The organism is Sebaldella termitidis ATCC 33386 (assembly GCF_000024405.1).
In the GTDB taxonomy this organism is placed as follows: Bacteria; Fusobacteriota; Fusobacteriia; order Fusobacteriales; family Leptotrichiaceae; genus Sebaldella; species Sebaldella termitidis.
On record NC_013517.1, the window covers coordinates 2,749,052 to 2,773,879 of the forward strand.

General features: G+C 28.4%; 22 protein-coding genes and 1 tRNA gene. All 23 read right to left on the reverse strand.

Annotated features, from left to right (window positions below; translation table 11 throughout):
- Positions 1-168: 168 nt before the first annotated feature.
- Entirely contained in the window at positions 169-2,469 is a 2,301-nt protein-coding gene (locus STERM_RS12745; protein WP_041309987.1) for a P-loop NTPase fold protein, read from the reverse strand.
- A 10-nt stretch (positions 2,470-2,479) separates the two neighbouring features.
- A complete protein-coding gene (locus tag STERM_RS12750; RefSeq protein ID WP_012862040.1) occupies positions 2,480-3,340 on the reverse strand; it encodes an HNH endonuclease in 861 nt (286 codons plus the stop codon).
- On the reverse strand, positions 3,327-5,186 hold the full coding sequence (locus tag STERM_RS12755) for an AAA family ATPase (RefSeq protein WP_012862041.1): 1,860 nt from the start codon (positions 5,184-5,186) through the stop codon (positions 3,327-3,329). Before STERM_RS12755 ends, STERM_RS12750 begins: the two co-directional genes overlap by 14 nt.
- A gap of 24 nt (positions 5,187-5,210) precedes the next feature.
- Complete coding sequence (locus tag STERM_RS21750; protein ID WP_012862042.1) at positions 5,211-5,489, reverse strand: hypothetical protein; 279 nt, start codon at positions 5,487-5,489, stop codon at positions 5,211-5,213.
- Positions 5,490-5,665: 176 nt separating this feature from the next.
- The gene (locus STERM_RS12760) at positions 5,666-6,742 is read right to left on the reverse strand and encodes a serine/threonine-protein kinase (protein ID WP_169305409.1); all 1,077 of its coding nucleotides are present in this window, start codon (positions 6,740-6,742) and stop codon (positions 5,666-5,668) included.
- A gap of 61 nt (positions 6,743-6,803) precedes the next feature.
- The gene (locus STERM_RS12765; RefSeq protein ID WP_012862044.1) at positions 6,804-7,289 is read right to left on the reverse strand and encodes a hypothetical protein; all 486 of its coding nucleotides are present in this window, start codon (positions 7,287-7,289) and stop codon (positions 6,804-6,806) included.
- Between the two features lie 13 nt (positions 7,290-7,302).
- Positions 7,303-8,286, reverse strand: coding sequence for a restriction endonuclease (locus STERM_RS12770; RefSeq protein ID WP_012862045.1), 984 nt, complete (start codon positions 8,284-8,286; stop codon positions 7,303-7,305).
- A gap of 41 nt (positions 8,287-8,327) precedes the next feature.
- Positions 8,328-8,963 carry a homing endonuclease associated repeat-containing protein gene (locus STERM_RS12775; protein WP_012862046.1) on the reverse strand — a complete coding sequence of 212 codons (636 nt, stop codon included), beginning with the start codon at positions 8,961-8,963 and terminating at the stop codon, positions 8,328-8,330.
- Between the two features lie 476 nt (positions 8,964-9,439).
- A complete protein-coding gene (locus tag STERM_RS22385) occupies positions 9,440-9,589 on the reverse strand; it encodes a hypothetical protein (RefSeq protein ID WP_211205098.1) in 150 nt (49 codons plus the stop codon).
- Positions 9,573-9,845: an ankyrin repeat domain-containing protein gene (locus tag STERM_RS22390; RefSeq protein ID WP_211205099.1), complete on the reverse strand. Its 273-nt coding sequence runs from the start codon at positions 9,843-9,845 to the stop codon at positions 9,573-9,575. Before STERM_RS22390 ends, STERM_RS22385 begins: the two co-directional genes overlap by 17 nt.
- Positions 9,846-9,955: 110 nt before the next feature.
- Entirely contained in the window at positions 9,956-10,117 is a 162-nt protein-coding gene (locus STERM_RS22395) for a hypothetical protein (RefSeq protein WP_211205100.1), read from the reverse strand.
- 16 nt (positions 10,118-10,133) lie between these two features.
- Entirely contained in the window at positions 10,134-10,211 is a 78-nt protein-coding gene (locus tag STERM_RS22845) for a GH-E family nuclease (RefSeq protein WP_370452881.1), read from the reverse strand.
- 11 nt (positions 10,212-10,222) lie between these two features.
- Complete coding sequence (locus tag STERM_RS12790; RefSeq protein ID WP_012862047.1) at positions 10,223-10,453, reverse strand: hypothetical protein; 231 nt, start codon at positions 10,451-10,453, stop codon at positions 10,223-10,225.
- Between the two features lie 461 nt (positions 10,454-10,914).
- The gene (locus STERM_RS12795; RefSeq protein WP_012862048.1) at positions 10,915-11,277 is read right to left on the reverse strand and encodes a hypothetical protein; all 363 of its coding nucleotides are present in this window, start codon (positions 11,275-11,277) and stop codon (positions 10,915-10,917) included.
- Between the two features lie 231 nt (positions 11,278-11,508).
- The gene (locus STERM_RS12800) at positions 11,509-16,674 is read right to left on the reverse strand and encodes a hemagglutinin repeat-containing protein (protein WP_041309989.1); all 5,166 of its coding nucleotides are present in this window, start codon (positions 16,672-16,674) and stop codon (positions 11,509-11,511) included.
- 152 nt (positions 16,675-16,826) lie between these two features.
- A complete protein-coding gene (locus STERM_RS12805) occupies positions 16,827-18,365 on the reverse strand; it encodes a two-partner secretion domain-containing protein (RefSeq protein WP_041309991.1) in 1,539 nt (512 codons plus the stop codon).
- Between the two features lie 18 nt (positions 18,366-18,383).
- Positions 18,384-20,159: a ShlB/FhaC/HecB family hemolysin secretion/activation protein gene (locus tag STERM_RS12810; protein ID WP_012862049.1), complete on the reverse strand. Its 1,776-nt coding sequence runs from the start codon at positions 20,157-20,159 to the stop codon at positions 18,384-18,386.
- 282 nt (positions 20,160-20,441) lie between these two features.
- Positions 20,442-21,116: an outer membrane beta-barrel protein gene (locus STERM_RS12815; protein WP_012862050.1), complete on the reverse strand. Its 675-nt coding sequence runs from the start codon at positions 21,114-21,116 to the stop codon at positions 20,442-20,444.
- 519 nt (positions 21,117-21,635) lie between these two features.
- Positions 21,636-22,205, reverse strand: a complete 570-nt coding sequence (locus STERM_RS12820) for a hypothetical protein (RefSeq protein ID WP_012862051.1) — start codon at positions 22,203-22,205, stop codon at positions 21,636-21,638.
- A gap of 82 nt (positions 22,206-22,287) precedes the next feature.
- Positions 22,288-22,692: a DKNYY domain-containing protein gene (locus STERM_RS12825; RefSeq protein ID WP_012862052.1), complete on the reverse strand. Its 405-nt coding sequence runs from the start codon at positions 22,690-22,692 to the stop codon at positions 22,288-22,290.
- Entirely contained in the window at positions 22,689-23,129 is a 441-nt protein-coding gene (locus STERM_RS12830) for a hypothetical protein (RefSeq protein WP_012862053.1), read from the reverse strand. Before STERM_RS12830 ends, STERM_RS12825 begins: the two co-directional genes overlap by 4 nt.
- 604 nt (positions 23,130-23,733) lie before the next feature.
- A tRNA-Gly gene (locus STERM_RS12835) sits at positions 23,734-23,809 on the reverse strand.
- Positions 23,810-23,832: 23 nt separating this feature from the next.
- The gene (locus STERM_RS12840) at positions 23,833-24,828 is read right to left on the reverse strand and encodes a DHH family phosphoesterase (protein ID WP_012862054.1); all 996 of its coding nucleotides are present in this window, start codon (positions 24,826-24,828) and stop codon (positions 23,833-23,835) included.

Genomic DNA, 24,828 nt, shown 5'->3' on the forward strand with positions numbered 1-24,828 from the left:
CAATATGTAAGTTTATGGCTCTTGGGAAGCCACAAAATATTATAACAAAAAAGCTGAACCGTAGTCTAGCCTTTTATCCCAAGATTTTAAACGTTACATATTGTTTTCAATATTATTATATCATATTTCCGAAAAAGTGCAATTTTTTTAGAAATGTAATCTCCTATATCAATTTAATGTTTTTATTTCTTCGTATATCTTTTCATAAAACTTATTTTTCTCTATATATTCCTCTTCAAGTACTTCTAAAAATAGTTGTTTTATTTCATCAAAATTTACTCCACTCTCAAAAGCAATATCAATCATAAGCTGGTCTAAACTAAAATAATCCAAATATTCTGTTATATTACTCAATCTTTCACTTATTTTTTCTTTTCTTTTTATGTTCCAAATTTTTCCTTTTTCACTTAATTCTGTTACTCTTTTTATTTTGAAGCTTATTAGATAGTCTAAAATCTCTTGCAATTCTTTCTCTTTTCTTTTATTTATAAGATTTTCTCTAAAAAATTTTAGTAATTTTTCTTTATTTTGATTAATATTATCTAAATCACTATCATTAAAGTTATTTTCTATACTATTATCTTGAGATTTCATAAAAAATAAATTTACTTTCAAAAATTTTAGTATTTCATAAAAAATATACATTTTATACTCTCTATCTTCAACTCTACTTCTTTCTAATTCTAAATCCTTTTTAAAATCATTAAAATTTTCATATTTAATATAGTAACTAATTTTAAACTTTACCAAAAGAAATAAAATCTCTAACTGAGACAAAGTTTTATTTTCTAATAAACTAACCAATATTTTTACTTTATCATCTTCCTTAAATGAAAATATAGATGCAATATTAAAATAATCTTGGTATATGAAATCTTGTTTAGTATTATTAAGTATCTCATTTCGTTGTCTATCATAAATAGAAATTTTCTCTGTATATCCCCCAACTTCATAATTTATTAAGTTTCTAAATCTAATATTTCTATCATCAATAAAGTCAAATATAAATTCTTGGTCAAGAAATTTATTTTCTAGCTCTTTTTTTTCTGTAATTTTTTCATTAAATTTATATTTTTTCAAATTTGGCTCTAACTTCATCTTTTCCCACCATGTTGGAACTAAAGTTTGAATGGTTTTCAATAAAATATAATCTTGTATATAATCATCAATAAAATCAGCATCTAATTCTATTTTTCTTAAATTTATTATTATTTTCTCTATATTTCTTATAGTTATTCTATCCAAAAACTCTTTTTTAATACTTTCATTCCATTCTTCAATTAAATTAGATTTTCTCTTTTCTTTTTTCTTAAAATATTCTAATACTCCATTTTTTTCTGAAAATTTATTTTTAATCTCCTTCAATATCTTTATTTCTCTATTTTTTAGACTATATAATCCTGAAAAATATTCAACAAGATCCTCAAAACTTAGCTTTCTCAATTGCATTTCTATAGAAAAGTATTTATCATAATACATTTCACCTTCTATATCATTACTGTTTAATATTTGAATCAATTTATTCTTTGAAGTAAGTGTTATAAGAGAAAAATTTTTTTCCAATTCTAAGTTTATCTCTCCAATAAAATTTAAAGTCTCAATTATATGATTGTTTGAGTCTATTCTGTCTAAATCATCTAATATTAAAATAATCTTTTTATCCATTTTTGATATTTCATTATTTATATTTCTAATAATAGTATCATAGGTTTCCTCTATTCCTTTAAAAACTATTCCTTTAAACTCTATACCGAAATATTTTGTTAATTCTTTAAAATTTGAACTTAAAAAGCCATTTTTATTTAAAACAATCTTTATTTCATTCAAGATTTTTTTTCTAAATTCTAACTTATCTGTAAAATAAGGAGCCTTTATATATATAAACTCAAATTCTTTATTATATTTTTCCATAAATTTTCTTATAAAAAAGGTTTTTCCATTTCCCCATTTATCATCAATTAATATTGATTTCTCACCATAATCTAGTAATGTTTTTAATTCTATCAAATCTTTTTTTCTTTCAGGGAATAATTCATTTTTTTCACTTTCTATTTTATTCTTATTCTTCATATAATAAATTATACTTACAATAAAAATACAAATTATTAAAATTCCTACAGCAAGTTGAATTTTATATTTTAATATTATTTTTTCCAAGATCTCTAATATATTACCAATATTAATATTACTCAGCCCTATTTCTATCAAATTTATATTTCCAGTTTCAAAATCAATTATACTTAAAACATATTGAGTTATCAAAAATAGAAATCCTAGAAATAAAAAGTAGAGAATCTTCAACTTATTCTTATTATATTTTAAAATCCCAAATATAAAGGCTAATATTAATATTATTATCAGAAGATACACATTTTCTAACTTAAATAATATATTATATGTAATTTTTACTAAAAAGTAGAAAATAAAATTGATTAGGATAAATAACACCATTTTTTTACACTCCTGCATTCTTTTCCCCTTAATAATAATTTTCTATGATCCCTAATACTTTAAATTGTTCTAAAATATCTCTTGTCAATTTATGTCTAGGTTTATTTGAATCATTTGCAATTATCCTGATTTCTTCAAATACTCGATTCAAAATCTCATCTTTAGTGGAAAATAACCCTGAGTCCAATAAATCATCTATTCTATCTTTATTATAATATTCTATTTTCTTTAATAGATTTACCAAATACTCTTTATGTAAACTAAGATTATATCGATTTTCTAAATGTAATAATTTATCTAAATTATCTGCATTCAATAAATTTCTTTTTATTATTTTAAAATCTTCTAAATTAATAAAATCACCATCATCTCTTGGAATTATATTATAATTGTACATTATTTCATCTAAATAAATATTAGGTAATCCTTCTTTATTTCCTTTCTTTGAATTACAATATTTACATACTGGAACAAGATTATATAATGATAAAGCTAGATATGGATATTTATCCTTAGGCATAATATGGTCAAATTCAAAGTTTTGATAGTTCTTAGAACTATTTTCTATATAATAAATGGGTGTTTCGTTACAATAGGGGCATACTCTCAATTTTAATATATCAAAATAAAATGCTTGTATTTTTATTTTAAATCCATCATAAACATCATTTATTTCTTTATCTCCATTTACAGTTCCCATTCTTTTTATTATTTCATTTATTTCTTGTGGTTTTTTAAATATATAATCTTTAACTTTTTCATATACTTTATCTTTTTTGGTTCTTGGTTTTCGCTTTCCCTTTGTTTTTTCTACAGTTTTAGGTTTGAAATAGTCTTTTATTTCATTTTGTAACTCTTTAGGAATATCAACACTTTCAATTTTTATCATGATGATCACCTATTTCTTTCAATTCTTGTATTTTTTTTTCATAATACTCTATTTCAGCATTTGTATCATTTTTCATATATGCTTCTTTATATAATGCTTCAAATTTCCCTTTTATTATTGCCTCTCCCACTAAACTTATAACTAATGCAGTTTCTTCTTTTGTGTATTTTATATTCGTATCTCCTTTAATAACTCTCTCTAAATTTTCTTTTATATCTGTCAATCGGTTATATGATGTTTCTCCAATTGTTTTTTCCAAAAAAAACGAATTTTTATATAAAGAATATATATTTGAAGCATAAGTTTCTGTTTTTATATTATCATGATTTAAAACTTTTGTAATACCTTTTTCTTCTCTTTCATCTATTTTGTTGACTTCTACTCTTTCTAAAAAAATAGTATTTTTTTTTGGAATATCTGATAAAACTAATGGTGAATGCGTTGTTATTATTATATGATGTTTAAACCCTGCATCCATACATTTATCAAAAAATTCTATCAAATAAAAGATAAATTTTCTCTGCCATTCAGGATGAAGCCCAAGATCTGGTTCATCAAGTAAAATTATAAATTCTCCCAATGATTCAAACTCATCTGTCCATTTTCCAATTTCTTCTTTTATATATTGAAATAAATAACTTAACAATTTCTCTCCTGAACTTAATCCTACTTCAACATTAAAGAACACAAAAGGTAATCCTGTTATTATCGTTAAATTACTTTGATAAAATTCCTTTATTAATTCTTCAACATCATATCCTCCATTTTTTATTCTAATATACTCATCTACTTTTTTAATTGACAACTCAAATCCATCTTTTAAGCTCTTAATTTTATTTTTCTCATCCTCTTCCAATAAATCAATCAAATTATCTATATTCTTCAACTCAAATTTTTTAATATTATCTTTATTCAAAAAATCCCTTTCTTGATTGAATATTTTTATTAATTTTTCTATATGATACTGAAATTCTATATAAATTGAAAAAATAACATTTAACTCTTCTCTATTTATTTCATTATTTTTATATTTTTTATACTCTAATTCCCAACCTTTTTTCAATATATCTAAGGTTAACAAATTTTCATTTGTTTCTTCGTCCATACTCTCATATCTAAAATATAAATTTTTCAATGTTAAATTTTTGTATATATAAAAATCTTTTGTAAAAACTCCCATTTTCTTTAAATTCTCTATTCCCTTTAATACCATAAAATCATTTTTTCTTAGTATTTTTTCTATTTCTTCCTTTTCAAATAGTCTATTTCCAACTAATGAATTTGGTAATTCTAAGAATGTTTCATAACTTTCTATTATTGGAATTTTAACGAATAAAAAAAGTTTTTGCAGTTTTAGTTTTGCATCCTCTTCTCCTTCTTTTTTATATTTATCTATATATATAAAATCTATTGTATTATCATGTTTTATATTTATATTTGGTTCTCGAAACGCAGGTGTTCTTTTATTATAGTATAATGTGATTGATTCACCACTTTTTATTATATAGATTCCATCAAAACCTAAATAATCTATGTCAAGAAGTTTTTTAAGTATAGTAGATTTTCCAGATCCATTTTTACCAACAATAACAGAAATATTTGATATTTTCTTTGACCAAAAATCATCATAAAAAGATTGATTTTTTATATAATTCTCACTAGCCTCTACACTCAAAGTAAATTCTTTTTCCAATTTCATATGTTCTATAATTTCTCGTTTACTAAAATCAATCACTTTTTTTGAATTCATCAAAAAATTTATCTCATATTTTCCACCAGAAAAATTAAGCTCTTGATTTACAATAATATCTTCATAACCTAAAATCCATACATATAATAATTCCATTTTTCTCCTTTTCTGATAATTTAGTTAAAAATACTTTCCTATAAATTCTATTAAATGCTTACTATTAAATTCTTTAATATTGGTTTTATATATGTGTGTTGCTTTTATATAATTTATTTCTTCTTTTAATTCTTCCAATTCAAATGCAAAAGGTTCTAATCTCATTTTTTCAGGACGACAAAAATTATTCGTATTTTCTAATTTAATCCATTTTCCATAATATTCTTCCTCATCTTTTACAAGTAATATATTATATCCCTTATTATCTGGTCCTTTAACTGAACCCCATAAATAAACTTTCATTCCATTGCATTCTGGAATATAATATTCTTCCCTTTCTTCATTAAAATAATCATTAATTCTTCTTTTGAAATTTTCTAAATATATAACTTCAAATTCTATTTTTACACTATTATTATTTGGATAAATAAATTGGCATCCGAAAAATCTGTTATTTTCATTTTTTCTTTTAAGTACTCTTATCTCATTACTATTGTATTTTTTTCCCCAAATTCTGAAATTTTTTCTAATATATCTGTTTTATATTGATAATACACCATACTATAAAAATCCGTTTTTTCTTGATTTCTTCTTTCTATTTTCAAACTCTCTTTTTCCTTCTCTATATCACATAATATCTGCTTACTCACAGCCTCATTCACTATATCTTCCAACTCAATAATTTTCTCTGAAATTGAAACAGTATTTATAAAATCTATTATCTCATCCCAATTTTCAAATCTTTCATTAGCTTTCTTTTTTAACATTTTATTAATTAGTACGATAAATTCTACTGAAAGATTTTCATTAAATTGTTGCAATGGCAAAATATTCTTATATAAATGTACTTCATTATATTTAGAATTCTTTACTTCATAAGGATAGTTTAAAGTTGCTAATTCGTAAAACACTATTCCCATCGAATATATATCCGTTTTTATTGTAGTCCTATCCATTTGCCAAACTTCAGGAGCACTATACTTTTTACTACCATATCCTTTAAAAGTTTTTGTTCTTGTTATATCACTAGAAACTTTAGAAATTCCAAAATCACTAATTTTTAAAATTTCTCCTACCCACAATATATTCTCAGGTTTAATATCTCTATGAATCAATTTAGAATTAATATCTTTCATTCCTTTGGCTAAATTTAAAAAAATATTTTTCAACTCTTCATTACTAAACTGCCTTTCAATCTTTTTCTGTCTTACTAGAGTTTCTTCTAAAGATCCGTTATCTGCATATTCCATTATAATATAAGGTCCTAATTCTTTAAAAATTTCTCCAGTATGTGTATATTCATATTTTATAACATTTCGAGATGATATTTTAGAAGCTAAAGTTATTTCATTTATAAAAGAGGTATAAGCTTTTTCATTTGAAAAGGAATTATCTAATATTTTTATTGCAAATTTTTTATTATCTGATTTCCATTTTGCTAAATATACCTTTCCAAATCCCCCTTCTCCTATTTGTTTTTCTAAACAATACTCGTTATCATCTTCATCATAAACTATCTTCCCCTCAAATATGATCATTTTTTCCTTCCTTCCCATTGAATCTAATAAAATATATTCATATATCATTTTTTAATTACGCTTAAAAAGCTTAGTAACTTTATAGGAACTTTTGAATTTTCTCATCAGTTAAAAATATATCTAATAATTCTGATATATCTTTGGTTAATAATCTATAATTTAAATTATTTTTATGTTCTTCATTACACCAATCGTTATTGAAGCTTTCCTTCTCTTCAGGTTTTAATTTAGAATCATGAGTCCAGCTACTCCCTAATTTAATTATAATTTCTTTGCTCTCCGGTCTATAAGTTAGCCAAATATATACTCCTTCTTTCATTGTATTCTTCCCATAAAGAAAAGCCATTCCCAAGTCACCACTTCTCAAATTTCCTTGGCCTATTCCGCCACGAACTATGAAATCCTTATAAACATACTTATTAGTGTTACATATATTGTATTTAAGATTTCCCACTCCTTTTGTTGTTTTATCTCCAGAACTATGCTTTTGATCTAAAAAACTAGTAAATTCTTTAAGAAGCACTTCCAAATCTTTGTCACTTAATTCAACTTTAGAATCTTTCATTCATAACTCCCTTCTAACTTTTTGAAATTACCTGCAGCAGCATTCTACAAATCTCATCTCCTGGAATTAATATAATTTCTTTTTCTTCAGCATATTTTTCAGTCTCTTTATCAAATTCTCCAAGTGACATCACACACTTTGCATCATTCTCATTCATTTTAGCTAATTTCTCTATTTGTTCTAATGCTCCTTTATCTGTGTTACCTGAATATTTTTTTATTTGAATATATATATTTTCAATTCTTCTCTCAAATGGGGAGTTTTCTTCTTTCGAAGCTATTAAATCAGCATCTCCGCCTTTCCTGTCATACTTATTTCTACTACTTATTTTATAACCATGAAACTCTACTATTTTTTCACATATTCTTTCAAAAGATAAAGGACCTGTAAGTGGTGCTTTTAACAAATCTTCCTTCATTTCTTTTACATACTTATCGAGTTTTGATCCTAAATACTCCTCTAATGCTGATGCTTCTAACTCTTTTATTTCTCCACTTCTCAAACCTTCCAAAAGATTCTCAATACAGTCATGATGATGATAATTTGGATATATTGGCAGTCTCATTACCCATAGTTTTGCATACCACTCACTTACTTTTTCATTTTTCATATCTAAATTACCATCAAGTCCGTATATTTCTTTCAACTTTATTCTGTGATTTAAATGGCTGTTATCTTCCTTATCATGTCTATAAGGATCTTTTTCAGCAACTCCAACTATAAATTTCCCGGCCTCAGGCAAGTTAGGTATCATCAATATGTCATTTTCCTTTATCTCCGTTAAACCTCTTGCCAAATTCCCTATTCTTCTTGGAGTAATATCCTTATAAACCTTAACAATATTTTCTCTGAATGTCTCCTTACCTGCGTCAAGATCAATATCAGTTATTCCTCCACCCCATCCCATGCATATTTCTTTTTCTTTTAATCTTTCCAATAATAAGTCCTTTGATGTTCTGTCTGTTCTGATTGTGTATATTCCAATATTTTCAGACATTTTCTCACACTCCCTTTTTGATTGATTTATATAAAAAATTTTTACACTTTTATCAATTCCTTAAAAGACCTTGTTCTAAACCTATTCTTATATGTATTAATACTTGCTAACTTATTTACTTTTAGATATTGCTTAAATGTTCGAATTGTTATAATTGTTTCACTTTCCAGATATTGCTTTATATGATATGCTAATTCTTCCTGAGTATATTTTTCAGTACGTATTTTACATTTTTTATCTTTGATTTTTAATCTCTCATCATTTATAGTTACTTTTAAAAATTCTCCGAAGCTGCCAAATTTGCTTCCAAAGATATGACTATTTAAATACACCGGATTTTTATCAAGCTCTTTGCTTGTTATTAATCTATTCTCTTTATTACAAAGATTAATATAATACTCCAGTAATTCATCATCTGTCATATTTGACCGGTTCACTATCCTTATCTCTTTTATTCCTGCTTCCAGTAATAAATTATTCCAGTAACCGAATATTCTGACTATTGTAAGCATATTTTTACTAAATTCAGCTGATAAAGGCTTTCTTCCATTATCATCTACAAACTTTTTCACCTGATTAATATACTTTTCTTTTGTTCTTTCATTAAGAGTTTTTTCTCCGATATCCTTAAGAAAGGCATTGTAATTTCCCCAGCTTCTTCTTACCGGACTTATCAATTTAAATTCTTTTCCTATAGAAACTCTTCCTAATTTACTTTTTATTTCATAAAAACATTTTACTATTTCTTCTCTTAAATATTACACAACAACACCCTTTTATATATTTTCTTATTACAAAACTACATTTAATTATACCTTAAATTTTATTTTTTTCAAGGATTTTTTTAAATTTATTTTAAATATTGTATTACAAATTTTACAATATATAAAAAGGATAATATCAAATAGTGACATTATCCTTAGTTTAAATCTTTTAAATTGCAGATATTAATTTTATTTACTATTTATCATGTTTATCATTTCAACAATAGAAAATTCTTTTTCAAGTTTGAGGTCGTAAAAACCAGTATGAATATCGTTTTCATACAACCAACATAAATCCGTTCCATAGGGAGCATGAAAAAGTTCTAAAATTATTGGATTAATATCATACATTGATTTTGCACTTAAAATTATGAAATTGTCACTATTACTTATGTATTATCTTCATCAATAGCATAGAAATTCCAACCATTTAATTGAGGAATAGAACTTTCTTCCCTAAAAGAATATCTAATAGGCTTTCCATAAAGAATATTCTTAGAAACAATAAAACCACCATAATTTTCATTTTTTATTTCCATCTTCAAACTCCTTTATTATTTTTATCACATCATTTCGCCAAGATAGTTCTTTTACATAATCTAAACAAGTTTTCCCAAAAACATCTATATTTTTATAATTTGATCCATGTTTTAAAAAAATTTCATAAATTGGTTTTAATTCATTACTTGGTAGTTTTGTTATTGTAATAGCATATTTTAATGGAATCACTTTATATTTATCCAAAGCATTGATATCAATCCCACCATTAATTAATAATTTTGTTACTTCTAACATATAATCTATTGAAGGTCTATAATTACTAAAATAGAACCAATGAAGAGCATTTCGTTTAAATTTATCATCTTTAAAATTAATATCAATTCTTTCAGATAAAAGAAATTTTATTATTTTAGTTTTTCTAACTCATTTTTATCATTTACCAAAGTAAGACTTAGTAAATTTAAATTTACATATTTATCCATAGTGTTAATATCACCTGAATAAAAATGTAAAAAATCTTCATATGTACCATAACGAACAGCATCAAATTCATTTAATATCTTCAATGTACCTCTCCTTTTTTTACTCATACTCGTGACTTCGATTTGCAGCCGGAGTTTCTAATCGATAATTATCAGGATTAAATTGAAAATCTTTCAATTCATCAAGGGTTATTTCACGTGTTTATATTTTTCAAAAATTTCTTTATATGAAGAACCAGAATTGTGCCCAAAGTCAACAATTCCTTTTCTTGGCTCTCCAGGCTTCCAAGGAATTATTTCTCCTATATTAGGTTCTCTTAAAATACCATCTGGATCAACTTGTTTATCATACACCGTTTGTTCAAATTTAAGTTTTTTCTTTCCAGTTAATGTAGGTCTTCCATAAGCTTTCTTTTTCATATAACTTCCCATAACTTGTTTCGCTTTCTTTTTGGTTGAATATAATCCTATCGTCCTAACTTCTTCATAATCCTTATCTTTTCCAACATTATATGTATGCGTTAATCTATAAACTACTATCCTTTTTACTAAAAATAGCCGTATCCCAATATTATCAAAATTCTTTTCATTTGTTTATATTCTCCATTTAAATTTCCTTCTTATTCTCCCCTTTATGTTTTGAATTATTCTTTATTGTAAAACTGCATTTAATTATACCTTAAACTTTATTTTTTTCAAGGATTTTTTTAAATTTATTTTAAATATTGTATTACAAATTCAACAGTGTATAAAAAAGAATATTATCCTGAATAGAAAACCCCAGTATTTTTAAGCATTAAAAATGGTCCCGTCTAGATAAGACAGTCCCTTTTGTTGATTAATTATTATACATAAATTGATTTTAATATGCTTTTGTAAACTTAAAGTATTTCTTTCATTTTGAAGTTTGGAAAATCACCATTGTCTATTTCAGTTTCATAAATTTGTTCATTAAAATACCTAATTCCTGGTTCCTCGACTAAAACTAATTCACCATGCCCTATAATTTTCTTCCAATTTTCTTCTATTTCTAAGTACTCATGCGCCTTTTGAGAACTTAATAATCCTTCAGCATCAGAGCAGATAACAATACCTTTATTTATTAAATAGATTGCTATATTACATAAATCTTTAAAACTACTCAGTTCTGTATCAGCATGTATATAAAACTCATATAATGAAGAAGATTCCAAGCAGCATATCAAAAATTCTTTGATATATTCCTTTTTTCTTTTGTTACTCACTTTTAACCTCCTCCTTTACTGAATTTCTATGTAACAATGAAATCAAAAAAACTATTCTTTATTTACCAAAAATGCTGACTATATCAGCATTTTCTATATTAATATTTATGAGTTATTTTCTGGAAACTCTTCTGATAAAGGGTTCCTTACCCATTTTGTTCCAACTAACCTTTTTTCTGAAGCTTTGTATAATTTTCTCTTTTTTCCAAAGATTAATATCATAATATTTCATCAATAAAATATTACTTTTTTAGACCATTCTATATTCAAATTATATTTATTATTTAAATATTGTAATATTTCAGTTGATCCATACAAACATATATATACTCCCTCCACTTCTAATTTGGAATATATAAATCTTAACTTCTCATCTCCACCTGGTCGATGGTACCCATCATTACGTATTGAACAACCTTCTGACCAACTATTCGTTATAGTTTCATACGCTATTTTTTTTATTTCATTATAATCATCTTCTTCGATTTTTTTTTCATATTGAAGTTTTGGTTTTTCATTTTTAAGAATACTATAATTATAAACTTTAAAACTTTTTTTATTTATAACTACCTTTTTTTCGAATAATTCATCGTAGTCTATAATTACAGGATATGCCCCACCTATTACGGCTCCGATATTAGTTAAAGTTTCTCCTACCTTAATATTTCCGCCATTCTCTGCTATTATTGTAGTCTGATTGTTTACCCATTTGCTATCCTGATGGTTTTCTCCATAATTACCACCTAATGATGGTCTTGATGATCCTGTTTGATATTGTGTTCCTTCTAGTTTTCCTGATACATTTAAACCAGCTCCCCAATTCTTTCCATCTGATGTATATTCATCCTGTAAGGATATTATACTCAAATCTCTTCCAATATCAAAGTTTATTTTATCCGCTGTTACATTCACTCCTGCAAATAATGCATCCTCTTTAGTCGTTAACTGGAAAGTTCCACCTACATTTATTACAGAATTATCAAAGTACTTAGAACTTGTATTGCTGTTTCCTCCTGATATATTTAATCCACCTATTACATTCTGATTTACTATATCATATCCTACACTTCCACCTGTTGAACTTGATTTTGTATCATTCTTATATGTATTCTCTCCTGCTCTTACAATAAAATTATTGGCATCTACTACAAAGTTCTCTCCTACATTTATCTTCTGGTTTACAAGTGTTACATCTCCGTCTGACTGTAGTATAAAATTCTTTCCTACATTTATATTTCCCGCCACTGAATTTGACCCGCTTGTATTCGATTCATAGCTGCTCTGACTGTAACTTGCCGACACTGAAGCATTTACTAATCCTTTTGCTGCATTTTGTAAGTTATTTCCACCACTTACCGGATTATGTAATCCATCTGTAAGCAATCCTTTTAAACCAGTATAACCATTTCCTCCATACCAGTTTCTTAGATTCTGTGTTAATCCTGCTACATCTCTTAAATCCTGAAATCCATTCCCTAATGTATTTATTGTTTGTGAAGGATTATCAAATCCGTAATCTTTCACATTATCCGCTACATTACTTACTGTATTTGCTAATTGAGCAGGAGTAAATCCTACATTTACACTTACTCCTATACTTGTACTTTTCTGCTTTATTGTTTCATTGTATACTTCCTGTGCATCTAATAATTCTACTCCGTTTACTCCTCTAATAACAAGGTTTTCTCCAATATTAGCCTGCATTGCTTCTGTTCTTACTCTGTTTCCTGCATCTATTACTGTATTTCCCTCTGAGACTATTGTAGATACTGCTACTGTTGTTCCGTTTCTCTGCTGTTCCAGACTGGTCTGACTGTAACTCACTCCTGCTGTAAAGCTTCCTCCACCGCTTGCAAAGCTTGAACTAAACCCGCTTGTCTTTTCTTTAAATGAATAACTGTTCTCTAAAGTATCAACCAGTATATTTACATTATTCCCGGCTGTCATTGATATATTTCCGCCGGTATTCTCCAGTCCTTCTTTCACTGCTATTATATTTGATGCCCTTACATTTATGTCATTACCTGCATCAAGAATTATATTATTTCCTATTACAGTACTTGCTGCTGCATATTCCTGATAACTCTTTTCTTCCATCTCATAACTTGACATAAATCCGTCATCTGTCTGTTTTGTTTCTTTTTCTATTGATTCTACTTCATTCAATATGTTTATATTCTCCGCTGTCATTTGAACTAAACCATCAGAAGCTACTGTACTTCCCTTTATTGCTATATCTTTTCCTGCTTCCAATATTACTGCTTCTGTTCCTGTTATTTCAGATCCTATCTTCTGTACTGAATCATAATTTGCATAATTCCCGCTGTCTGCTCCTGATCTGTCAGAACCATTTAATGTAATACTCCCTATCGATATATTCTCTTTTACATCTATTACAGTTGTTGTTCCGCTTACAATTCCAGCTTCCGATATATAGTTTTTAGCTCCTATGTATGTTGTACCGTCTGATTCTATACTTCCTGCACTTAATATACTGTCATGGCTTGTACTGTTTAAGCTGTTTGTATACTGATTTGCCGTCACTATACTTGAACTGTTTATTATATCTCCATTTTCTGCTGATAATGTTACTGAATCTATTCCTTTTATTCTTCCGCCTATATTTTCTATATTTCCTGCTGTAGCTATTACTGTTACATCATTTCCCTTTATTTCTGCAAGCTCATTTGTACTTGTTACATTATAGACTCTTCCTGCATTTACATAAGTTACTCCGCCGTTTCCTATTATCTGTCCGTTATTTCTTAATTCATCTGCATTTATTACTGTTAGTTCAAGTCCCCCTACTTTGTTTCTTCCGTCTGTATCTATTGTAGCAAGTGTAGCCTGACTTAAATATACCTTTGGCACAAGAACTTTTTCCCCGTTTACTACTTCATATTCATACCAGATTACATCACTTTTCAAAGCTTTTACCTGATCTGGAGTTAATGCCACTCCTACTGATAACTGTAAATCCTTTTGTAATTCTACTGAATTATCAAGCATTGCCTTCATAAGCTCACTGTCACTAAGACCATTGATAAATCTTGTCCCAAGCTTATCAGATATGGTTCTTGTTACCAGAAGATATTCATAATATGCATCTCCCAGTCTTCTTGCCCTGTTCCAGTCACCATTTTCATCATATCCTATTCTTGACAGGTAATAGTCACTTCCATAAAACTCTCCAAGATTTATATACTTACTTCTTGTTTCTATCAGATATTTTGATGTTGCATCTCCCTGAGTTATATTATTATTGTCTGGCTTTTGTGTCATTGTAAACAGACTGCTTACTGCTCCCAAAGGATCTATCGGCAATACTCCCGATATTATTATATCTGTCACAGGTGTCATATTCTTTACTATATTTACTAATCCTGTTCCATTGCTTACTCCTGTATTTACTGTCTTATTTCCTACAAGACCTCCGCTTGTCGTACTTCCGTCTATTATTTGTTTTGATGTATCTACTCCTGATGTCAGCTCAAGATTTCCTGTATTTATGATAAGATTTCTTGCCTCTATTACACTCGCCTGTCCTGTTACATAAGACTGGTCTCCATTTTCTATACCTCTCCAGTACTTTACATGATACTTTCTGCTGCTTCCGCTTCCGTAATGTTCCTGTTTATAGTATTCTACCCCGTCTTTTAACTGGACTAAATCTCCCAATGTTGTCTGGTTTCTTATTGTTGCTGCTGTTAATTCTGCTGTATTTCCTGCTGATATTTTTCCGTCCTTATTATTTAGTTCATTTGCTATTATTTCAATATTGTTTCCTGCTGATATATTGGCATATGTAGTTACTGCATTACTCTTTATCTTTCCTTTTAAAGCTACTCCCGGAAACTGTGCCGAACTTGTCCTTATATATAAACCATTTGACATTGGATATCTGTCAAAATATCCCTCTACTACTCCCTGACTGAAATGCTTATAGTCTGCTGCTCCGGGTTCAAGGTTCCATAGGTCATCCAAAAACATATTTGCCAGTAAAAACTGATACTCTGCATTATCCAGTGCTGCAAGCAGTCCTGTTTTATACAGACCTTCCAGTTTATTGGATTTATTTTCTCCATGCTCCTCGCCCAGCCATCTGCTCATTACTTCTGCCTGTGTAAGTATCTGTCCGTCCCATGTTTCATAATATATCTCATAATCATTAAGTCCGTCTACTCTTCCTATATTATCTATCTTTGTTACATTTAATGATATATCTCCCGAACTTTGTATCATTCCTGTCTGATTCAGAAGATAGTTTCCTCTTAAATTTATCACTCCTGTTGATAACAGCTCTCCGCTTAAGTTTTCAAGTGTATTAAACTGGGCATCTAAAAGATTTCCGCCATAAATTGCTTTTCCTGCATTATTCGTTATTTTATCTGCTGCAATTAATCCTAACTGATCTGAAAAAGCTATTAAATCATTATTTACAATATTATATCCGGATATTCTCCCGTTTTCTCCTTCTATTATATTGTTATTTACTACATTCCCTGTTCCTTCTACTACTACTGTATTTGAAGAAAGCCAGGTATTATTAGTAATATCTCTTCCTTTTATCTCTATATACCCTGTTCCTGTTGTTGTTCCTGCATTTAATATGTCATAACCATGTACCTGAAGCCAGTTCTCTCCATGAAGTGTCCCTGTTAAAGTCAGGTTTCCTGTTGTTGTTAAGGATACATTTCCGCCTCTTATCAGATTTGTGTTACTGTATCCTGACATATTATACAGCTCTATTTCTGATGATTCTACTGTACCGCTGTTTGTTAGATTTGATCCTGATAAATTCACTTTACTGTTGGAACCTATATATCCTGTATTATTTATTGTGGTATTATTAACTTTTATCAGTTCATCTGCTGCAAGAGTCCCTGTATTAGTCAATCCTGCTGTTATTATCTCTATATTTGTCCCGCTTATATATCCGTTATTCGTTACATTGCTTCCATTAAGTTTTGCATTATCTATTACTGTTATTTTATTGGTATTCAATATTCCTGTACTGTTTATATCAAGCAGTGTTGTCAGTATCTCTCCTGAGTTATTAAATGATACTCCTGATGTATATATCTTATCTACTGCTTTTAAGCTTCCTGTATTTAATAAATTATTTGTATCTAATAAACCACCTATATTCATTACACTGTAGTTCTCAAGATTTCCTGATATTACAAAATCATCATTGGTATTTATTTCCCCAAGATTTCTTGTTCTGTTATTCTGTATTCCTTCTCCTGTACTTATCTTGGCTCCTGATCTGTTTTCCAGTGTTGTAGTTGTCAGCTTCTTATTTGATGTTATTTCTCCGCTGTTATCAAGTACACCTAATGTTACATTTCCTTCTGATATCATTGTTCCAGTATTTATTGTATCTTTAGCTGACAAATCTCCCGATGTCTGTATATTTCCTGTATTTGTAAGATTTTTATCCAGTGATATTCTGTCTTTTCCGTAAAGGGCTCCGCTGTTGTCTGTATTCCCTTTTATCTTTAATTCCTTATCTGATAAAAGTCTTCCCTGATTTGTTGCATCTTTTTCTACAGATATATTTCCTTTTTATTAACAAGATTTCCTGCTACATTCAGATTTTCTTTAGCATATACTGTTTCTTCTGTTTCAAGATTCCCTGATATTTCTATATTTTTATCAGAGATTATTCTTCCAGTATTTTTTGTATTCCCTGCTGTTATGTTTCCTTCACTCTGGATATCTCCGCTGTTATCAAGATCTCCTTTTATATCTGCCTTATTTTTCCCGTATACAGTTCCTGATGAAGTCAGTTTTCCATTAATTTCAAGCTCTTTTTCCGATAGTATCTTTCCTGTATTTGTTGTATTTCCTCCTGTTTTTATACTTCCGTTACTCTGTATATTTCCTGTATTATTTAATTCTTTTCCTATTGTTATATTATTTTTGGCATAAAGTAAGTCTTTGTTATCTGTTTTTCCATTTATTGATATGTTTCTCTCGGCTACTATTTGTCCGGATTTATTCACCAGACCTTTTCCAATATTAATATCATTTCCTGAATAGATATTTACTTCATTTTCAAGATCACCTGTTATTAATATATTGCCGGCCTGTGTTCCGTTTCCTTTCAAAGTTACCTTATCTGCATCTATTGTAAGGTTTCCTTCTGTATATGTAGAAGTGTTCTGGGTAAATTCTTTAGCTTTTACTTCCATGGCTTCTTTAGCCTGTGTTTTATTTGTGACAATTGTCCCGTCAGCATTAATTTTTAATACACGTTCTGAAATGACATCGCCTGCAACACCAATATTTCCATTTACTCCTACTATCTTTATCTGATTTCCATAGATTGAACCGAATGCTGATGAAGATATCAAAAGCTCATTATTACTTACCCCCTGTTTTGTATAATCTCTTGTATGAGGATTATAGTCAAAGTCTCCTGCTATCAAGTCAATATCTGCATTCTTTGCATATATCTGTCCATCTATATACATCTGTCTTGATAGTAGTGCTAAATATCTTACTCCTTCTGCATTTATTCCTTCACGACCAATCTCTATTTTTCCTCCTCTTATATTAAAAGGAAGAAGATCTCCGTTACCGTCTAAGTCTACTCTTGATGTTGTAAATATTGCTTTATCAAAATTTATGAAGCCTGTATTATTTAAATAAAAACCATTCTGTGATGAAAATATTATATCAGTTTTGTTTTCCGACATCACTTCAAGCCAGTTTTCTATCTCTACTCTGTTATTTCCGCCTACCCTGTTTAATATTAATCTTGCTGCCTGTTCTTTTGTGAGATTTGGGTTAGCTGCCATCATTCCTGCGAGATAACTTCTCCCTACTCCCTGACCAAAGTTATTAAATACTGTAGGGTCTTTTGTTCTAAACTCACTAAAATCATTAACACTAATTCCTTTATTATTAGGAGTATTAATATTGATGATGTTAGCACCATTCTGAGCTCTGTCTACATTTGTTTTCTGCGGTATATTTTTATCTACCTTTATATCTGCAAACAGCATGCTGTTTAACATTCCAAGCAGTAGCCCTACTGCTACATTTCTTTTTACAATGTTATACCTTTTTCCTCTCTTCATAATCTCCTCACCTTTTTATTAAAATTTTATTCCAAATGTCACATATACCTCATCTTCAGGCTTACTCACATAACCCGATGCCTTATCAGGTTTCGTATATGCTATATCAAAATTAAATATTTCCCCGTAATACTTTACTCCTACTGCAAATCCTCTCATATATCCATATCTGTATATATCATGTACCTCATTATTCCAGCTCTCTCCAAAGTCATAACCTATATATGGCGATATACTCCCTATCTTGGATATATTTAAGTTATATGACAGCTCATTTTTTACATAATATCCTTTATCCCCCGATATGGAATCTCCTTTATATCCTCTTATTGTATATTCATCTCCCATGCTTATCTTTTCACTTCCATAAAGTACATCCTGTGTATATTGTCCCACTCCTACCAGTCTATAGGTAAATCTTTGCTTTCCTATTGTCATCGGCTTATACCAGTTTATATTAAGCCCATATTTGTCAAATCTTCCCTTAGGATCATAGATTTCTTTTTCATGATCATCTGCTGATCTGAACCACGGCAGTCCTCTGTCATACGACACATCAAATCCCAGTATTCCTCCAAAGAAACCTCTGCTGTAATTTATTCCAAGACTTCCTATTGTCAGTCTCCTGTCCACAAGCTGGACATCTTCAAAGTAATTCTGGTTTGTCTTTAGCTTTAGTCCTCCGTTTATACTTATCTTACTCATTTTATTCCTATATACCACTTTGTCTGCATTCAGATTAAACTGGGTTGATCTCCCGCTTGTATCATACAGTCCGTTATATCCTTCACTGCTGCTTATATAGTACGAATGACTGTAGCCTGTACTGAATGTCCAGTATCTGAACGGAAATGAATAATTCAATGACCAGTCCTCATTGAACTTTTCCGGTTCCGCTTCTGTATCTGCAGGAAGAAGATCATCCTTATCCTTGATTATCGTTCCCGGCGGTATTGATGACGAGCCTGTATAATCATTTCTCAGAGGTCTTTTATTCCTCCCTCTCTGATATGAGGCATAAAAACTGTCATTTATTCCCAAAAGATTATCCTTCGTAATATCTATCTTTGCTCTGTCTCTTCCTGTTGATTCATCTCCATAGTTATTATATGAGATATTTGCATTAAATGTCCTGGTCTGCTGGTTTTCTATTTGTAGTATAGAGCCTCCTGCTTCCTGTCCAGGTGCTATTTTTATCTCTACATTATTACTTGATACCCTGTTAAACTGATCTGTAGCTTGTTCTGTATCCTGTAATCTTAATATTCTCTTCTTATTCTTTGGAACTGACATAAATACCTTCATCCTGTCAGAGAAGGTATTTTCATTAAGACTTGCTCCTTCCACTGTTCCGGGTATTGTTATCAGTCTTATTGTTCCCTCACTTAGGTTTTGTGTTTCGTCAAGCCTTACCCTTGTTGTTATATATCCCTTTTCTATATATTTATTATTAAGATCTGTCATAAGCTTATTTATATCCTTGGAGCTCAGCTTTCTGTTAATATATTTTCTTGTTACGACTTTTATTTCTACTTTACTTAGAAGATTATATTCGTCCTGTACTTCTATCTTTCTGATAAAGAACCTTACACTTGTATCAATCTCATCAGTACCGTCTATTATCTGAGGCTCTTTCCCGAAGTTCTCTCTTTCCAGTTCCTTTTGCCTTCTCTCCAGCTCCTGCTGTCTTCTTTCATTTTCTATTGCAGCATTGTTTCTTTCTATTATATCTCCCACTCCTGCTGAAAATACAATATTCCCCAATAAAAAAACTGCTATTATTTTCCTCTTCATTTTTTTCTCCTTTAAAAAAAATAACAAATAAACGAGATACTTAGTAATTGTTATTAGTGTTACCCTAATATGTTACTATTAATATTTCTTCTATTTGCTATTTTAAAATTAATTTATATTCTTTGATTTTCCTTAGTTAATTGTTATTATACAACAATATATTTATTATTGTCAATTATTTTTTACTATTTTGACAATAAGTACCTAATCTTTTTGTAATAAAAAAGGACAGTATTCTTTTAAATACTGTCTGAATCCATTAATTAATCATTATCTGATATCTTAAAAATTAAACTGATATCCAAATGATAAAGTTAGTTTCTGTATATCAAAATCATAGTCATAGCTAAAGCCTTCTTTATCCTCATAATTATATATTTTTTCTTCAGCTTTCGAATGTGTTATATCGTATGTCAAATCCACTAAAAAGTTTTTATACTCTACTCCAAATCCTAATCCATAAAATATACCATTTTTCATTTCTGACTTATATTCTTCCACTAATTTTCCGCTATAAAAATTATTTAAATTTACACTCGTATCACCTGAATTAATTGAATATCCTAAGTTAACCTTAATATATGGATTAATATCCGTAGAATTTCTAAAAACATATCTTGCAGTTACATACAGCGGTATACTAGATAAATTACCAGAATCATAACTGTAGTCTATATTTTCATTTGTAGCCCTCACATTTCCAGGCTGATCCAAGCTGCTTAGTCTATATTCTAGACCCGCACCTATTTGAAAATTAGTTAATACTTCTCTTCTGTATTCAACACCAAAATGAAATCCATTTTCTACAAATTTGTCCAAGTCATATTCAGAATAAATATCTTTATCAAAATTAGTAGTACTTGTCAAATCATAACCTCCTCTGATTTCAATTATGTTCCCCTCTGCATATGCCAGCGAACCGGCTAATATTCCAATAATCAGCAATATTTTTTTCATTATTCCTCCTAATATTAATTATTTTTTCAATAAATTATTAGTATCATAGATTTATACAATTGTCAATTGTTTTATTATTTTAAATATAATAATTTTCTTATCATATCAATTCAATACTTTAACTTAAATGACACTTTTCATAAATAAAAAAAGGGAATCTCCACAACTTTAAAAGAAAATTATTTTACAAATTCTTTCTATTTTTATATTGCTATCATCTATTTAAATTACCCTGTTATAATTTTTTATTTCATTTTCTCTCAACCTAATTTTGTGATGTTCATTTTTTAATAGATAAGGAGCTTTCACTCTTCATTCATATCTCATATCTATCAAAATTTGTTATCTTATCTATTTTACTTAATTCAAATACATTAAATTTAAATTTACTTTCCTTACTAATAAAAAAAGAACCTAATATGCATTGCTACATATTAAGTCCTCTTGGGTCTCTTACAGATTGAAAAATATTCTTAATAATATTCTTGCACTATATTTAATTTATATGTTTCCCTATTATCAATACAATCCCAGTGAATCAATTACTGAAAATAAAGTAAGTAACAAATCCTCATTTTTGTCTGTTGCAAGATCCCAATAACCATATTCTTTATCCATATAAACTTTTATTATTTTGTCCTTTATTATCCCTTTAGATTTTATATTATCTTGTAAAAGTTTCTGAACTTTCTTATCGTAAATATCAGCAGCTTCCTCAGTTTCTTCATCTAATTCTTCTTGGAATTTTATCATAAAATTTTCTGACTCTTCCTGTGATACATTCTCATATACTTTATATTCTACCTTTACAGTTAATTCACTTATGTCTTTTTTTTCTTTTACATCTATAACTTTGTATTTATGTTCTTTTAACATAGGACGTGCTTTTGCAAATATTGCTTCTGCAGCGTCTGTTATGTTCCCCGCTACTCTACTCATTTCAGTATCATTTTTTAACTTTTCATAATTACCATCTAAAATAAATTGTATACTTTTATCAAAAACTCTTTTTGATTCATACTTATCCAAATTTTCACTAAACCCAAAACTTGTTAATAGTACTAATAATACTATTAGAACTTTCTTCATATTCCCTCCATATTATTTTTTTTATATATTCTAACATATATAGAATAAATAAACATTCTTATTTTTTATATCATTTTTATAATTAGTCTATTAATTCTAATACTCCTTTTCGAATATCTTCTATTTGATAAACTCCATTTTTATCTTTAAATATTTTTATATAATTTACACAATCTCCTCTTGGATCTCCTTTTGTTGGAATATTACATTTTACTACTTCAAAAGTTTTAGAATCTATTTCTTTTATAATTTTCCCTTGATAATAAACATGATTTTTATCTTTCGCAAAATGTGCATTTAATTTCACACTTCCGTCCAAGTCTTCAAAAGTTTCTAAGTCTACATCTTTTAATTCTTGTTTTACCTTTAGATCTTGTTTCCAAAATATTTTACCATTCTCTATTTTATATTCTGATGCTGAACAACAAGAGATTCCTAATTGAAAAAATATAGGAAGACTAATTAAAATCAATAATTTATTTCTCATTTATTACCTCCCTCATTTATATGTAATTTTTCAATCTTTTCTATATATTCCTTTGCATTTTCTGGAACACTATAACAGCCATAAAATATAGTAACCTCTCCATTAAGTTTATTTTTTAATTCTTTATATTTTTTACTATTTTTCTCATAAATACCTTGTAAAACTACTATTCTTCCTGCATTAGTTTTGGAATTTTCAAACACCTTTTCTAATAATTGTTCTGAATTAGTTTGCTTAAGTAACACATTCAAATATATATTGTAAAAATCATAACCTAAGCTGTCTGCTTCTACTAATTCTTGATATGCTTCTTCCACTGTTATTTCAGAATTCAATAAATCTTCCTTATGTTTTTGCCACTCCTTCATATCAATCTTTGAAAAACCAAATTGAAATAATATAAATACTCCTGCTAAAATCATTAACTTTCTTATCACTTAAAACCTCCTAAGATAATTTTTTATATTATAACATAGTTTTTAATTCTAGACTAAACATTCAATTTTTATTATCCAAAATTCTTATACCCTTTAAAAGCTTCAAAATAATTAATATAAATCTCTTTATGCTCTATAAGCAACTTATATTTATATCCACGAGCCAAGAAATGTAACCTCGGGGAAATAAAATTACAAAATATAAAAAATTTATTATTACTACATATGTGATTATTGTAGCAGAAGACTTAATGTAGAAAAAGCAGAACCTATTGTTATAAATAATATTTTGAAATTAGATGATAAAGATACTGGATAAAGATACTCTTCTTATGTCTGATTTACTTGAAGGAATACTCCCTATAAAAGATATAGAAAATTTAAAAGATAAGCAGAATTGAAAAAGAAAATAGAAAAAGAAGCTGATAATTCAAATAAAATAATTTCTAAAGAAATAAAAAAAAATTGAATTACCTAAAATTCAACTTAATAATAAACAAATAAATTTATTTTTCAGCGACACACCTAATAAACTCAGATATAAAAGAAATAAACAATCTTTAATTCGCTTTCCTTACTTTAACTTAAGTATCCGCTAAAAAAATGGAGCGGGAGACGAGGGTCGAACTCGCGACATTCAGCTTGGAAGGCTGACGCTCTACCAACTGAGCTACTCCCGCAACTATTCTAGTATATCTTATTTTTATTGCTTTGTCAATTGTTTTTTCAGTTCTTCTTTTACTTTCCCTATTACTTTTTCAGGGTTTTCAGCTGTATTAAAACCTGCCGCCTTCTTGTGGCCGCCTCCGCCGAAACTCATTCCTATCTCATTTACGTCATAGCTGCTTTTGCTTCTCAGACTTCCTTTTACCTTTTCTTCTTTTTCATCTTTCAAAAATAGTGAAGCTTCTATTCCGACCAGATCAAGAAGTGTTTCTGACATTCCGTCTGTTTCATCTCTGCCTATTTTTAATTCCTCAGCTTTTTTATCCGATAAATAATAATAAGCAAATTTTAATTCTTTATCTATTTCAAAATTTCTGTATACCTCGCCAAGAAGTCTGGCTTTTCCCAATGTTACACCAAAAAGAACATCAGTTATTTCACTATTGTCTATACCTGTCTTAATTAATTCCGAAGATATAAGAAAAGTTTCCGGTGTTACATTACTATGCGTAAAATTTCCCGTATCATTTATTATTCCCAGATAAAGAAAGGAAGCTATTTCCTTATCCAGCTCTATATCAAAAAGATCAAGAAATCTATAGATTATCTCTGATGTGGAAGATACATTTTCTACATAGTTTATATCAGCATACTTTGTATTGCTTATATGATGATCTATATTTATCATCTTTTTTGCATTTTTTCTAAGTTCAGCTGCATTGCCAATTCTTTCAATGTTGGCAGAATCTATTGCTATAAGCAGATCAATATTTTCCATTTGAAAATTAGGATAATATTCTACAAGTGCTCTTTCCTTAAAATGTTCCATGAATTTAGGCAGCTTATCATCCAAAACCAGACGTACATTTTTCATTTTATATATTTTGTCACTGAAATTTTTCTTGTTATATCTGTCCAGTATCAGCATTAGTGCCAAAGCTGCTCCTATACAGTCTCCGTCAGAATTCACATGTATTGTCAGCACTATGTTTTGTGCTTCTTTTATTTCATCGGCAATCCTTTTCAGCTCCAT

Excerpts from the sequence above, each read along its gene's own strand:
- STERM_RS12825 (WP_012862052.1), bottom strand. The coding sequence starts at position 22,692 with ATGAGAAATAAATTATTGATTTTAATTAGTCTTCCTATATTTTTTCAA.
- STERM_RS12770 (WP_012862045.1), bottom strand. The coding sequence starts at position 8,286 with ATGTCTGAAAATATTGGAATATACACAATCAGAACAGACAGAACATCA.
- STERM_RS12815 (WP_012862050.1), bottom strand. The coding sequence starts at position 21,116 with ATGAAAAAAATATTGCTGATTATTGGAATATTAGCCGGTTCGCTGGCA.
- STERM_RS12765 (WP_012862044.1), bottom strand. The coding sequence starts at position 7,289 with ATGAAAGATTCTAAAGTTGAATTAAGTGACAAAGATTTGGAAGTGCTT.
- STERM_RS12790 (WP_012862047.1), bottom strand. The coding sequence starts at position 10,453 with ATGAAAAAGAAAGCTTATGGAAGACCTACATTAACTGGAAAGAAAAAA.
- STERM_RS12810 (WP_012862049.1), bottom strand. The coding sequence starts at position 20,159 with ATGAAGAGGAAAATAATAGCAGTTTTTTTATTGGGGAATATTGTATTT.
- STERM_RS12755 (WP_012862041.1), bottom strand. The coding sequence starts at position 5,186 with ATGGAATTATTATATGTATGGATTTTAGGTTATGAAGATATTATTGTA.
- STERM_RS22385 (WP_211205098.1), bottom strand. The coding sequence starts at position 9,589 with ATGGAAATAAAAAATGAAAATTATGGTGGTTTTATTGTTTCTAAGAAT.
- STERM_RS12750 (WP_012862040.1), bottom strand. The coding sequence starts at position 3,340 with ATGATAAAAATTGAAAGTGTTGATATTCCTAAAGAGTTACAAAATGAA.
- STERM_RS22390 (WP_211205099.1), bottom strand. The coding sequence starts at position 9,845 with ATGTTAGAAGTAACAAAATTATTAATTAATGGTGGGATTGATATCAAT.
- STERM_RS12820 (WP_012862051.1), bottom strand. The coding sequence starts at position 22,205 with ATGAAGAAAGTTCTAATAGTATTATTAGTACTATTAACAAGTTTTGGG.
- STERM_RS12745 (WP_041309987.1), bottom strand. The coding sequence starts at position 2,469 with ATGCAGGAGTGTAAAAAAATGGTGTTATTTATCCTAATCAATTTTATT.
- STERM_RS12805 (WP_041309991.1), bottom strand. The coding sequence starts at position 18,365 with ATGAAGAGAGGAAAAAGGTATAACATTGTAAAAAGAAATGTAGCAGTA.
- STERM_RS12840 (WP_012862054.1), bottom strand. The coding sequence starts at position 24,828 with ATGGAGCTGAAAAGGATTGCCGATGAAATAAAAGAAGCACAAAACATA.
- STERM_RS12760 (WP_169305409.1), bottom strand. The coding sequence starts at position 6,742 with ATGGGAAGGAAGGAAAAAATGATCATATTTGAGGGGAAGATAGTTTAT.
- STERM_RS21750 (WP_012862042.1), bottom strand. The coding sequence starts at position 5,489 with ATGAAAGTTTATTTATGGGGTTCAGTTAAAGGACCAGATAATAAGGGA.